Source organism: Mycolicibacterium mageritense (assembly GCF_010727475.1).
In the GTDB taxonomy this organism is placed as follows: Bacteria; Actinomycetota; Actinomycetes; order Mycobacteriales; family Mycobacteriaceae; genus Mycobacterium; species Mycobacterium mageritense.
On sequence record NZ_AP022567.1, the window covers coordinates 3,429,687 to 3,441,836 of the forward strand.

General features: G+C 68.6%; 16 protein-coding genes. 8 read left to right on the forward strand and 8 right to left on the reverse strand.

Annotation, left to right across the window (positions count from 1 at the left end):
• The first annotated feature begins 3 nt into the window (after window positions 1–3).
• Window positions 4–552, forward strand: coding sequence for a histidine phosphatase family protein (locus tag G6N67_RS16390; protein WP_036432072.1), 549 nt, complete (start codon window positions 4–6; stop codon window positions 550–552).
• Window positions 553–574: 22 nt separating this feature from the next.
• Here the strand turns inward: G6N67_RS16390 and G6N67_RS16395 are convergent, their stop codons facing one another.
• Together G6N67_RS16395 and mhuD are read right to left on the reverse strand one after the other, a co-directional pair.
• Window positions 575–1,948: a serine hydrolase gene (locus tag G6N67_RS16395; RefSeq protein ID WP_374762470.1), complete on the reverse strand. Its 1,374-nt coding sequence runs from the start codon at window positions 1,946–1,948 to the stop codon at window positions 575–577.
• Window positions 1,923–2,240 (reverse strand): mycobilin-forming heme oxygenase MhuD, encoded by a 318-nt coding sequence (mhuD, locus tag G6N67_RS16400; RefSeq protein WP_036432075.1) that lies wholly within the window; start codon window positions 2,238–2,240, stop codon window positions 1,923–1,925. Before mhuD ends, G6N67_RS16395 begins: the two co-directional genes overlap by 26 nt.
• Window positions 2,241–2,279: 39 nt before the next feature.
• Between mhuD and G6N67_RS16405 the strand changes: the two genes are divergently transcribed.
• Window positions 2,280–3,041: an alpha/beta fold hydrolase gene (locus tag G6N67_RS16405; RefSeq protein WP_036432077.1), complete on the forward strand. Its 762-nt coding sequence runs from the start codon at window positions 2,280–2,282 to the stop codon at window positions 3,039–3,041.
• Here the strand turns inward: G6N67_RS16405 and G6N67_RS16410 are convergent.
• Window positions 3,024–3,272, reverse strand: a complete 249-nt coding sequence (locus tag G6N67_RS16410; RefSeq protein WP_036432080.1) for a hypothetical protein — start codon at window positions 3,270–3,272, stop codon at window positions 3,024–3,026. The genes G6N67_RS16405 and G6N67_RS16410 overlap by 18 nt on opposite strands.
• Window positions 3,273–3,343: 71 nt before the next feature.
• On the opposite strand from G6N67_RS16410, the gene G6N67_RS16415 reads away from it, so the two are divergent.
• On the forward strand, window positions 3,344–4,324 hold the full coding sequence (locus G6N67_RS16415; protein WP_036432083.1) for a helix-turn-helix domain-containing protein: 981 nt from the start codon (window positions 3,344–3,346) through the stop codon (window positions 4,322–4,324).
• Between the two features lies 1 nt (window position 4,325).
• Here G6N67_RS16415 and G6N67_RS16420 read toward each other — a convergent pair whose 3' ends face one another.
• Together G6N67_RS16420 and G6N67_RS16425 are read right to left on the reverse strand one after the other, a co-directional pair.
• Window positions 4,326–4,616: a hypothetical protein gene (locus tag G6N67_RS16420; RefSeq protein ID WP_036432086.1), complete on the reverse strand. Its 291-nt coding sequence runs from the start codon at window positions 4,614–4,616 to the stop codon at window positions 4,326–4,328.
• Between the two features lie 61 nt (window positions 4,617–4,677).
• Entirely contained in the window at window positions 4,678–5,550 is an 873-nt protein-coding gene (locus tag G6N67_RS16425) for an iron-sulfur binding domain-containing protein (RefSeq protein ID WP_110798513.1), read from the reverse strand.
• Window positions 5,551–5,575: 25 nt separating this feature from the next.
• Here G6N67_RS16425 and G6N67_RS16430 point away from each other — a divergent pair, with 25 nt between their 5' ends.
• Window positions 5,576–6,196 (forward strand): carbonic anhydrase, encoded by a 621-nt coding sequence (locus G6N67_RS16430; RefSeq protein WP_036432091.1) that lies wholly within the window; start codon window positions 5,576–5,578, stop codon window positions 6,194–6,196.
• Between the two features lie 81 nt (window positions 6,197–6,277).
• Entirely contained in the window at window positions 6,278–7,045 is a 768-nt protein-coding gene (locus G6N67_RS16435; RefSeq protein ID WP_179976831.1) for a hypothetical protein, read from the forward strand.
• Window position 7,046: 1 nt separating this feature from the next.
• Here G6N67_RS16435 and disA read toward each other — a convergent pair whose 3' ends face one another.
• From disA to G6N67_RS16450, 3 genes are read right to left on the reverse strand one after another with little or no spacing between them, the layout of a single operon-like run.
• Window positions 7,047–8,165 (reverse strand): DNA integrity scanning diadenylate cyclase DisA, encoded by a 1,119-nt coding sequence (gene disA / locus G6N67_RS16440; RefSeq protein WP_036432096.1) that lies wholly within the window; start codon window positions 8,163–8,165, stop codon window positions 7,047–7,049.
• An 8-nt stretch (window positions 8,166–8,173) separates the two neighbouring features.
• A complete protein-coding gene (gene radA / locus G6N67_RS16445; RefSeq protein WP_036432098.1) occupies window positions 8,174–9,577 on the reverse strand; it encodes a DNA repair protein RadA in 1,404 nt (467 codons plus the stop codon).
• A gap of 43 nt (window positions 9,578–9,620) precedes the next feature.
• Window positions 9,621–10,202 carry a copper chaperone PCu(A)C domain-containing protein gene (locus G6N67_RS16450; protein WP_036432100.1) on the reverse strand — a complete coding sequence of 194 codons (582 nt, stop codon included), beginning with the start codon at window positions 10,200–10,202 and terminating at the stop codon, window positions 9,621–9,623.
• Window positions 10,203–10,476: 274 nt separating this feature from the next.
• Between G6N67_RS16450 and carD the strand changes: the two genes are divergently transcribed.
• The 3 genes from carD to ispF are packed head-to-tail and all read left to right on the forward strand — an operon-like array spanning window position 10,477 to window position 12,110.
• Window positions 10,477–10,965, forward strand: a complete 489-nt coding sequence (gene carD, locus G6N67_RS16455) for an RNA polymerase-binding transcription factor CarD (RefSeq protein ID WP_003921720.1) — start codon at window positions 10,477–10,479, stop codon at window positions 10,963–10,965.
• 6 nt (window positions 10,966–10,971) lie between these two features.
• Window positions 10,972–11,637, forward strand: coding sequence for a 2-C-methyl-D-erythritol 4-phosphate cytidylyltransferase (ispD, locus tag G6N67_RS16460; RefSeq protein ID WP_036432104.1), 666 nt, complete (start codon window positions 10,972–10,974; stop codon window positions 11,635–11,637).
• Window positions 11,634–12,110, forward strand: a complete 477-nt coding sequence (ispF, locus tag G6N67_RS16465; protein ID WP_036432106.1) for a 2-C-methyl-D-erythritol 2,4-cyclodiphosphate synthase — start codon at window positions 11,634–11,636, stop codon at window positions 12,108–12,110. The genes ispD and ispF overlap by 4 nt, the downstream gene beginning before the upstream one ends.
• The last annotated feature ends 40 nt before the right edge of the window (window positions 12,111–12,150 follow it).

Here is a 12,150-nt window from a genome sequence, read left to right on the forward strand (position 1 = left end):
CGCATGAGTGAAGTGGTCCGGCTGTCGCTGGTGTCGCATGCCATGACCGATGCCTTGGCGGCCGGACGCTTCCCGACCGACGAACCGCTCAACCCCCTCGGACACCGGCAGGTCGACGCGACGTACGAGCTGGGCCACATCGACGCGGCGTACTGCGGGCCCGAGAAGCGCACCAGACAGACCGCCGAGTTGCTCGGGCTGCGCGCAGACGTGCTGCCCCAGCTGGCCGACCTGGACTGTGGCCGCTGGCGCGGGGATCTGCTCGGCGGGGTGCGCCCGGCCGAGCTCGCGATCTGGCTGACCGATCCGACCCAGGCGCCGCACGGCGGGGAAACCGTCGTCGAGCTCATCGCCAGGGTGCGGCGCTGGCTCAACACCATGGCCGACCACCGCGGCAGGCTGGTCGCGGTCACTCACCCTGCGGTGATCCGCGCGGCGATCCTGGTGGTGCTCGACGCCCCGCCGAAGTCGTTCTGGCGCATGGACATCGCGCCGGTCAGCCGAACCGTGCTGCACTACCGCGGGCACGCCTGGACGTTGCGCAGCAAGTAGCGACGACGCTTCGTCGACCGCGTCAGCGGCCCTGGCCCACCGGGGCCATCGCGAACGCGCGCTTGGCGATCGACAGCAGCCAGCCCGCGGCCGTGGGGCTGCGGAACTGCGGCCAGTTCAGCTGGAAGCTCACCACCCACGGCTGGCCCGTGTGGTCGACGGCGTACCAGCTGAACGTCAGATCGCCGGGCAGGTTGCCGCCCTTGGCGCCGATGTAGCTCCACTTCGCCGGGTCGAGGTCGATGCCGGGCAACGCAGACAGGATGTCCTTGACGGGTGCAGCCGGCCCGACCGCGGAGGCCTGCAGCGCGGCGTGCACACGGCAGATGTCGGAGGCACTGCCGAACCACTCCAGCCCGTCGTTGGACGCCGGGGTGTGGGTGCGGGTCGGATCCGGTTCGTACGGACGTGAATTGGTCTGCTTGAACAGTTGCTGACGGGCCTCGGGCGACGCGTTCTTCCACTGCTCGCGCAGGTTGGGTTCGCCCCAGCCGACCGAGAACACCTGGTGCATGGTGGGGAACGGCGTCATGCTGGCCGGGTCGTGGTGGCCCGCGGTGACCAGTGCGCGTTCCACCGCGCCGGGGCCAAGGCGTCCGATCAGCAGGTCGGTGGCCATGTTGTCGCTGGCCGAGATCATCTGCTGAGCCGCGGTCCGCACGGTGATCTGGGCGCCCGGTGGCAGCTTGTCGAGACCGGCCGAACCGAGCTTCTTGCCCTCTTTCGTGATGGTGAGGTGGTCGTCCCAGCTCAGCGTGCCGGCTTTGACGGCATCCGAAACCGCAAGCAGCACATACAGTTTGAAGATCGACGCGAGTGGCAGGGACAGGTCGGTGTTGGTGCCCGCGACCTTCTGGCACTTGCCGTCGGTCACTCTGGAGACCTGGTAGGAGTACCGCGCCCCCGATTTGGTCAGCACGGTGTCGATGTCGGACCAGTTGTTGATCACCGGGGGGTTGAGGGTGACGTCGAAGCGGTCGACCAGACCGAAGTCGTTGGTCTTCAGCTCGATATCCTGCGACACGTTGTACGACGTCAGCACGTGCAGCGTGGCCTGGCCCGCGCCGATGTCGACGGACGTCACCGTGAACGGGCGGTCCCACCAGATGGCGTCCATCTTGGTGCCGACGTCGTCGACCTTCTCCGGGGCCGCGAGCGTGCGCACGCCTATCGGACCGATGGGCCAGTCCGAGTTGAGCATGTCCATGGTCTGCTTGGCGCGCAGCCCGGGTGGGGTGTTGGTGTCGATGTGGGCCCCGTAGGACACCTCGGCCGCTGGGGCCGCGCTTTGTGCACAACCACAAGCCAGTGCGGCAACCACCGCGGCGATGGCCGTGAGGCCCGACGCGGTGTGCAGCTTCCGGCTTGGGCTACGCGTTGGTGCCAGGCCCCGCAACGTCCAACACAACCTCGAACTCCAGCAGCGATGCCCCGGTGGCGACCGGGTTGGCGTGTTGCCCCTTGTGGGCCTCGACCGCGGGCCCGGAGGCCCAGGCCTGGAATGCCTCTTCGGACTCCCACTGCGTGACCACGAAGTAGCGGTCTTCGCCCTTGACCGGACGCAGCAACTGGAAGCCGAGGAAGCCGGGCTGGCTGTCGACGGCGTGTGCACGGTTCGCGAACCGCTTCTCCAGTTCCGGGCCGGCGTTGGGCGGGACCTCGATGGCGTTGATCTTCACGACGGGCATGGCCTTCAGGCTACCGCGACCGCTCGGCAAGATAACGGCATGGTCACAGAACTCCTCACGCCCCGCGGCGGCCGCGGCGCGCCGATCGTGCTGGTGCACGGGTTGATGGGGCGCGGCAGTACGTGGTCACGGCAGCTGCCGTGGCTCGCCGAGTTGGGCGCGGTGTTCACCTACGACGCGCTGTGGCATCGCGGCCGCGACGTCGCCGACCCCTTCCCGATCAGCACCGAGCGGTTCGTCGAGGATCTCGGCGACGCGGTCGCGTCGCTCGGTGAACCGGTCCGGTTGGTGGGCCATTCGATGGGTGGTCTGCATTCGTGGTGCCTGGCCGCGGCCAGGCCCGAGTTGGTGACGGCAGTCGTGGTGGAGGACATGGCTCCGGACTTCCGCGGCCGTACCACCGGGCCGTGGGAACCGTGGGTGCACGCGCTGCCGGTCGAATTCGGTTCGGCGCAAGAGGTTTACGACGAGTTCGGCCCGGTGGCCGGGCAGTACTTCCTGGAGGCGTTCGACCGGACCGCCACCGGGTGGCGGCTGCACGGCCACCCGCAGTGGTGGCTCGACATCGCCGCGGAATGGGGAACGCGGGACTACTGGGGGCAATGGCGGGCGGTGACGGCGCCGACGTTGCTCATCGAGGCCGGGAACTCCGTCGCGCCACCCGGCCAGATGCGCCGGATGGCCGAAATCGGCGCTCGGACAACCTATTTGTACGTCGCGGCGGCGGGGCATCTGATCCACGACGATGCCCCTGCGGTGTACCGCGACGCGGTCACCCAGTTTCTAACGCCGCTCGCCTAGCACACCGGCGGTCGGCCACGACGGGTCACGTTCGAAGCGGGTCCGGATCGCGTCGAGGTCGTGTTCGGCGCGGTAGGCGTCGTAGTCGGCCATGCGGCCCGCCAGCGGCGCGAAGACGCGGAACTGGTCCAGGTGGACCTTCAGGATGCCGCTACGGTGTGCTGCCCAGCTCAGCGCTGCGGCGACCAGAAACGGCGAAACCATGATCAACAGGGCGAGTGCAACAGTCATGGCAGTAATTGTTGTTGAGACCAAATCCCGCCAACAGTGGCAGCGCTGACACCTTGAGATAAAATGCTGCCATGCTTAAAAGCGTATCGGCGTTGGTGCTCGATGGGCTAGCGGTTTTTGAGTTCGGGGTGATCTGCGAGGTCTTCGGGATCGACCGATCTGCCGACGGCGTGCCCAATTTCGACTTCAAGGTGTGCGGCCCGGAGGCGGGCAAGCCGCTGCGGACCTCCGTGGGTGCCACGCTCACGCCCGATCACGGGCTCGACGCCCTGGCCGGTGCTGATCTGGTGGCCATCCCGGCGATCGGCGGATCCGACTACCTGCCCGAGGCGCTGGACGCGGTCCGCGCGGCGGCCGACGCCGGCTCGATCATCCTCACGGTGTGCTCGGGCGCGTTCCTGGCCGGGGCCGCCGGGCTGCTAGACGGCCGCCCGTGCACCACGCACTGGATGCACGCCGACGCGCTGGCGCGGATGTACCCCACCGCGAAAGTCGACCGCAACGTGCTGTACGTCGACGACGGCAACTTGATCACCAGCGCGGGCACCGCGGCGGGCATCGACGCGTGCCTGCACCTCGTGCGCCGGGAACTCGGCAGCGAGGTGACCAACAAGATCGCCCGGCGCATGGTGGTCCCGCCGCAGCGCGACGGCGGTCAGCGCCAGTTCATCGACCAGCCGATCCCGGTTCGGTGTTCGGAACGTTTCGCCCCGCACCTCGACTGGATCGTCGGCAACCTCGACAAGCCGCACACGGTTTCGACCTTGGCCAAGCGTGCCGCGATGTCCACTCGCACCTTCGCGCGCCGCTTCGTCGAGGAGACGGGCACCACGCCGATGCAGTGGATCACCGATCAGCGGGTGCTGTATGCGCGTCGCCTGCTCGAGGAGACGGATCTCGACATCGACTGGATCGCGGGGCAGGCCGGGTTCGGCACGGCCACGCTGCTGCGCCATCATTTCCGGCGGGTCATCGGCGTCACGCCGTCGGACTATCGGCGCCAGTTCGCCTGCGGCAACTCGCAACCCGACGAGGACATGGCGACTGCGTAGGTCACCCGTCGGGCTGGCACTTGACGTTGACGTAGACCGTCGTGTGCTGCGTCGGGTCGATGCGGTGACCCGTGTCATCGATGTTGGAGTCGGAGAGCCCGTGCACGCCGGTGACCGTGCAGAGCGAAAGTGCCGCCGGGGAATTCGAGTTGACCTGGACGTGGTAGCCGCGCTGCTGCAACTCGCGCACGGTGTCGGCGGCCGACCCGTTGCCGGCAGGTGCGGCGCCGGCCGGGGGCGCGAGGGCTAGGCCGAGGGCCAGTGTCGCACCGGCGAAAAGTCTGACTGACATGCATCCGTTCTATGCGCCGCGACGCCCGAAAAGTGCACCGCGGCGCGGATTCATGCCGACCTCATGGAATTTCGCCTTCACCCGCCAGCGCGAACCGGCCGTCGGTGGTCTGCTCGACCAGGCCGTCCACCAGAAGCGAGTCCAGTGCACGGTCCCGCTGCGCGGTGTCGGTGAGCCAGGCCACGTCCAGCTGTGCACGTGTCACCGGAGAACTGCTGGCGCGCAACACGTCCATCAGCTTTCCGCGCACCTGGCGATCGGTCCCGGCATATTTCTGCACCCGCTTGACCTCCGTGCCGGCCGGGAAACCGGCAGTGCGCCAACGGCATACGCTCAACGGGCAGATTCCGCAGCGTGGGTTGCGGGCCGTGCACACCGTGGCGCCGAGTTCCATCAGGGCGGCCGAGAACACCGGCGCGGTCGCGTCGTCGGGCAACAGCGCGGCGACGTCGTCGAGGTCGCGAACGCTGGCAGGCGAATCTGCGCGGCCGTGCACGGCCCGTGCGACCACCCGCCGGACGTTGGTGTCGACCACGGGAACCCTCGCGGAATACGCGAAACACGCGACCGCCCGCGCGGTGTAGGCCCCTATTCCGGGCAGTGTGAGCAGCGTCTCAACGTCGGCGGGCACCACGTCGTCGTGGTGCGACGAGATGACCACCGCACATTCGTGCAGGCGTTTTGCCCGCCGCGGGTAACCGAGCTTGCCCCAGGCCCTCAGCACCTCGGCCGAACCGGCGGCAGCGGTAGCTGACGGGGTGGGCCAGCGCTCGATCCAGGCCAGCCAGATCGGTTCGACACGCGAAACCGGGGTTTGCTGCAGCATGAACTCGCTGACCAGGATCTGCCACGGCGTGACCTCGGGCTTGCGCCACGGCAGATCCCGTCGAGCCTGCGCGTACCACCGCAGCAGCTCATCTGACTCGATGGTCATGTCCGACTCGGGCACAATAACGGCCATGCCCAATTCGAACCCGGTGTCCGCATGGAAAGCACTCAAGGACGGTAACGCGCGCTTCGTCGCGGGCGAACCGCAGCATCCCAGCCAGGACATCGCCCGTCGGGCAAGCCTTGCGCACACCCAGCGACCCACGGCTGTGGTGTTCGGCTGCGGGGACAGCCGGGTCGCCGCCGAGATCCTGTTCGACCAGGGCCTCGGCGACATGTTCGTGGTGCGCACCGCGGGCCACGTCATCGACAACGCGGTGCTCGGCTCGATCGAGTACGCGGTCTCGATCCTCGGCGTGCCCTTGATCGTGGTGCTCGGCCACGACAGTTGCGGTGCGGTCAAGGCCGCGCTCAACGCGCTCGACGAGGGCCAGGTGCCTGGCGGCTACGTCCGCGACATCGTGGAGCGCGTGACGCCGTCGATCCTGCTGGGCCGCCACGCCGGTCTGGAGCGGGTCGACGAGTTCGAGGCCCAGCACGTCAAGGAGACCGTGGCGCAGCTGCAGATGCGGTCGGCCGCCATCGCGCAGGGCATCGCCGCGGGCACCCAGGCCATCGTCGGCGCGACCTACCATCTGGCAGACGGCCGGGTGGAATTGCGCCATCATGTCGGCGATATCGGCCAGGTCTGAACGCGCCCGCGGCAAAATAGGCCGCAGACACGCCGGGTCGCCTCGGGCAACTGCGCATGACCTGGGCTTACCGTGAAGGTCGTGTTGGATCTGGAACCACGAGGCCCGCTGCCTGCAGAGATTTATCGGCGGCGCAGGGCGCTCGCCATCGGGATCGCGGTGGTTGTCGTCGCGATCATCGCCGCGATCGTCGCGGTGGTTGTGAGCAACAGCTCGGGTGCCGAATCCAAGCAAGCCGATCAACCCACCGCCACGGCCGCTCCGCCGACCCCGTTGCCCGGCGAGAACCCCGAAGTCAAGAGCCCGGTGGTGCCGCCACCGCAGCGCGCACCAGCGCCGACGGCCACGCCCACCGCGGCCGTGACGCCGCCGCCCGTGCTCAAGGAGGGCGACGACTGCCCGGATTCGACGCTCGCGGTCAAGGGCATCACGAGCCAGCCGCAGTACGTCGTCGGGGATCAGCCGAAGTTCACAATGGTCGTGACCAACATCGGTCTGGTGGCGTGCCAGCGTGACGTCGGTGCGGCCGTCCTCGCGGCGTACGTGTACTCGCTGGACAACAACCGGCTGTGGTCCAACCTGGACTGCGCACCGTCCAACGAGACGCTGGTGAAGACGTTCAACCCCGGCGAGCAGGTGACCACCGAGGTGACGTGGACCGGCATGGGCTCCGCGCCGCAGTGCCCGCTGCCGCGGCAGCCGATCGGCCCCGGCACGTACAACCTGGTGGTGCAGCTCGGGAATCTGAGATCGGCGCCGGTCCCGTTCATCCTGGCCGATGCCGCCCAGCACCCCGCGCCGCCTCCGGGCGATGCCCCGCCTGCGCCGGGACCGGTCCCGGGCAACTGATTCAGGCCAGCCGGTCGGCGATCGTCGACTCGGCCAGCAGCGAGAGCCCTTCGCGGATGTGCCTGGCCCACATCGAGCCGATGCCGTCCACCGACTGCAGATCGTCGGCACTGGCCGCCAGCAGGCCTTGCAGCGAGCCGAACGACCGCACCAGCAGGTCGACATGGGCGAACTGCAGTCGCGGGATGCCCGCCATCGCGCGATAGCCGCGCGAACTCATGGCCGAGTCCTGTGCTTCGGCTGTCGAAGGGTAGCCGAAAACCCTTGCCAGCGTGGTGAAGTCGAGCAGCTCGTTGTCGGTGAGCGCGTCCAGCTCGTCGAGGGTCGCGCCGACCTGGGCCGCGGTCGGCGGGTCCGGGTTGGCGTGATAGTCCCGCACGATCAGTTCCCGCGCGGTGTCGTTGTCCCCGACGAGCTCGTCGAGCTGCAGTTTGAGCTGACGTCCGTCGGTGCCGAGCTCGACCACGTCGGCGTCGATCTCGAGGCTGATCCGGCGCACCATCTCCAGCCGCTGTACCACGGTCATGACGTCACGCAGCGTCACGAAGTCCTCGATCTCGGCGGTCGAGAGCTGCTTGCTCACCTCGTCGAGCCTGCCCTTGTAGCGTTCGAGCGTGGCGATGGTCTGGTTGGCGCGCGACAGGATGGTCGCCGAATCGGGCACCACGTGACGCTCGCCTGCCACGTAGACCGTGACGATGCTCATCGAGTGGCTGACCGACACCACGGGGTAGCCCGTCTGGATCGCGGTGCGCTCGGCGGAGCGATGCCGCGTGCCGGATTCGTCGGTCGGGATCGACGGGTCGGGCACCAGCTGGACGTTGGCCCGCACGATGTGGTTGCCGTCGCTGGACAGCACCACCGCACCGTCCATCTTCGACAGCTCGCGCAGCCGGGTCGGCGCATACCGCACGTCGAGCGCGAACCCGCCGTCACAGATGGCCTCCACGCTGTCGTCGTAGCCGAGCACGATCAGCGCGCCCGTCTTGCCGCGCAGGATGCGTTCCAGGCCGTCCCGCAGCGGCGTCCCCGGCGCCAGCCGGCCGAGGGTCTCGCGCAGCGTCGGGCGTGCCAGATGCACGACGTTGCGCCCGGCGCGGCCACCGGACTTCACCGCCATCAGTTCTCCTAGGGTCGGCCGTTGTTGTCGCAATCGTTGCCGATCTCCCGCAGCGCTCGCAACGCGGTTCTGATGTTGTCGGCCTGGATCACCCGCATTCCGGCCGGCTTGGTGACCACTCCCGGCGGCACCACGGCGTGCGTGAAGCCGAGCCGCGCGGCCTCGGCGAGCCTGCGGTCCAAGCCCGTGACGCGGCGCAGATCGCCCGCGAGGCCCACCTCGCCGATGGCCACCGCGGTCATGGGCAACGCCAGGTCCAGGAATGCCGACGCGAGCGCCGCGGCGACGGCCAGGTCTGCCGACGAGTCGGTCAACCGCATGCCGCCGACCGTGGACAGATACACGTCGCTCTTGTTGACCGGCAGCCCGCCGATGGTCTGCAGGACCGCGCCGATCATCGACGCACGGGCCGAGTCGATGCCGCTCACGGCGCGCCGCGGCGGGGCATCGGTGGACGCGACCAGCGCCTGCACCTCGCCGATCATGGGCCGCTTGCCGTCGAGCGTCACCGTTATCGCGGTCCCGGGCACCGGTGCGGTGCGCTGGTCCAGGAACAGCCCCGACGGATCGCTCACACACTCGATCCCGTTGTCGTGCAACTGGAAACACCCGACCTCGTCGGCCGCGCCGAACCGGTTCTTGACCCCGCGCACCATGCGCAGCGCCGACGCGCGATCGCCTTCGAAGTGCAGCACCACGTCGACGAGGTGTTCCAGCGAGCGGGGGCCGGCGATGGCGCCGTCCTTGGTGACGTGGCCGACCAGGATCATCGCGACGGCCGGGTCACCCGTCGCGGATTTGGCGTAGGACGTCAGGGCCGTGGTCACCGCGCGGACCTGGGTCACGCCGCCCGTCACGCCGTCGGCCTCGGTGGTCGACATAGTCTGCACGGAGTCCACCACGACCAGGCTGGGGCGCACCGCGTCGATGTGACCGATCGCGGTCTGCAGGTCGGATTCGCCCGCCAGGTAAACCTCGTCGTGTGTGCAGCGCGTGCGCTCGGCCCGCAACCGGATCTGCCCGGCCGATTCCTCGCCGGACAGGTACAGCGCGCGCTTGCCGTTGTGGGCCCAGCGGCTGGCCACCTCGAGCAGCAGGGTCGACTTGCCGACGCCGGGATCACCCGCGAGCAGCGTGACCGAGCCCGCGACCAGCCCGCCGCCCAGAACGCGGTCCAACTCGCTGACGCCCGTCGGGTAATGGCGTGTGGTGCCCGGATCGATCGACGTGATGGGTACCGCAGGCGAATTGGGGGCCACCGAACGCCGCGCGGCGCTGCCGACCGAGGCCAGCACGGTCACCTCGTCGACCGTGCCCCAGGTGCCGCAATTCGAGCACCGCCCAACCCATTTCGGGGTGACATGCAGACACTCCGAACAGCGGTATTGCGAACGTACTTTCGAACCGGCCACGCACTGACAGTATCGGCCGGCGCCGACAAATCCCGGTCAGGGACTAGTGGTGCCCGCCCGTGTCGCCCTCGGCGGCTTCTTCGCCCTCGCCGGTCTTGTCGCGGCGCGGCTCGTTGCCCGCCGAGATCGGCACCGCGACCGTGGTCTTGCCGTTCTCGAAGTTGAACGTGAAGTCGTAGGTGATGCCGTTGGTGATCGGCTTGCTCAGCGTGACCTCGGCCGTGATGGCATCGGCCTTCTCGGCGTGCTCGACCGAAGCGATCTGGCCGTCGGGCTCACCGACCAGCAGCACCCCGTTGGCGGGGACGGTGCTGTCGCCGCTCAGGGTCACCTGGCCGACGTCCGACGTGATCGACGTGAGCTTGTTGTCGGCTTCCGAAGAACCGTTGACCGCGACGAACAGCAACTCGACCGTGCTGCCCGGCTCGACGTAGTCCTTCTGCTGCGGCGCGCGCAGGTGCACGTTGCGCAGCGAGACCTGGCCGGCCTGCGCGTTGGTGCCGTTGACCGCGGGCTCCTGGGTTGCTGTCTGGGAGACCTGCCCCGCACCACACCCGGTGAGGGCAGCGGCAGCCAGGCCGCATGCGGCCAGACCGACCGAGGCGCGCAATGTGAAGCGGTTCACTCAAGCCTCCTGAACTGGGTCGCCGTACTTCGACTATGCACAGTAGTAGGTGGCGGGTGCGGGCGGAACCGCGAGGGTTCACAACTGTTCGATCAGGCCCGCGAGACAGTTTGCGCGCCCGTGCATTACGGGCTGGGCAAACGCCTGGGTGTGGCACGGTTTCGTCACTCTGTCAACCCCTACTCTTCACCTGCAGTGCCCCTGACCAGCGCAGTTGGTGCGCGTGTGATCTGGGCCCGTGTTAGCATGGAGTAGCGAAAGGGGCTCGAATCAGATGATTTTTAAGGTCGGAGACACCGTCGTCTATCCACATCACGGTGCTGCGTTGATCGAGGCGATCGAAACCCGAACCATCAAAGGCGAGCAGAAGGAATATCTCGTCCTCAAGGTCGCCCAGGGGGATCTGACCGTACGAGTACCCGCTGAGAATGCTGAGTATGTCGGTGTTCGCGACGTCGTAGGCCAGGAAGGTCTCGACAAGGTGTTCCAGGTGCTGCGCGCTCCCCACACGGAAGAGCCGACCAACTGGTCGCGCCGCTACAAGGCCAACTTGGAGAAGCTGGCCTCCGGTGACGTGAACAAGGTTGCCGAGGTCGTTCGTGACCTGTGGCGCCGGGACCAGGAGCGCGGGCTGTCCGCCGGTGAGAAGCGCATGCTGGCCAAGGCTCGGCAGATCCTCGTCGGCGAGCTGGCGCTCGCGGAGAACACCGACGACGCCAAGGCCGAGACCATCCTCGACGAGGTGCTGGCCGCCGCGTCCTGACGCGCTGTGGCAACGGTTGCGGTCGTCCCGGCCGCGGGCTCTGGTGAACGGCTCGGTGCGGGACGGCCGAAAGCTTTCGTCAATCTGGGGGACAAGCCCCTGCTGGCGCATGCCCTTGCCGGGCTGCGCGCGTCAGGGGTGATCGACAGGGTCGTGGTGGCGGTGCCACCGACCCTCACCGATGAGGCCAAGCTGCTGTTCGGCGACGCCGCCGAGATCGTCGCGGGCGGCGCCGACCGGACCGAGTCGGTCGGGTTGGCCCTCGCGGCGGCCGGTGACGCAGAATTCGTCCTGGTGCACGATGCCGCGCGGGCGCTGACGCCGCCGGATCTGATCGTGCGCGTGGTTCAGGCCTTGCAATCCGGGCATGCCGCAGTGGTACCCGGGCTCGCGCTTACCGACACCATAAAGGCCGTCGACGCCAACGGTGCGGTGCTCGGCACGCCCGAGCGGGCGGGGCTGCGCGCCGTCCAGACGCCCCAGGGTTTCCACGCCGACGTGCTGCGCCGGGCCTACCAGCGCGCCGGCGCTGGGGTCGCCACCGACGACGCGTCGCTTGTCGAGCAGATGGGCACTCCCGTGCAGATCGTGGCAGGCGACCCGATGGCGTTCAAGATCACCACCGCGATGGATCTCCTGTTGGCAGAAGCCGTCCTGGCGCGTGGCGCGTGACGATCCCACGCGTCGGTGTGGGCACCGATGTCCACCCGATCGAGGCCGGGCGCCCCTGCTGGCTGCTGGGGCTGCTTTTCGAGGGCGCTGACGGCTGCGCCGGGCATTCCGACGGCGACGTCGCGGCCCACGCGCTGTGCGACGCCCTGCTGAGCGCGGCGGGCCTCGGCGATCTGGGCGCCGTGTTCGGCACCGACCGCCCCGAATGGCGTGGCGTCACAGGCGCCGAAATGCTGCGGCACGTCCGGGAGCTCGTGCAGGCGGCCGGGTTTGCGATCGGCAATGCCACGGTTCAGGTGATCGGCAACCGGCCCAAGGTCGGGCCCCGCCGCGACGAGGCGCAGGGCCTGCTCACCGAGCTCGTCGGCGCGCCTGTTTCGGTTTCTGCGACCACGACCGACGGCCTCGGGCTGACCGGCCGTGGCGAGGGTTTGGCCGCGATTGCCACGGCTTTGGTAATTCCAGCCGAATAGGGCCGGTAAGCTGGCGCGTCGTGGCCGGACAGCCCGGTTG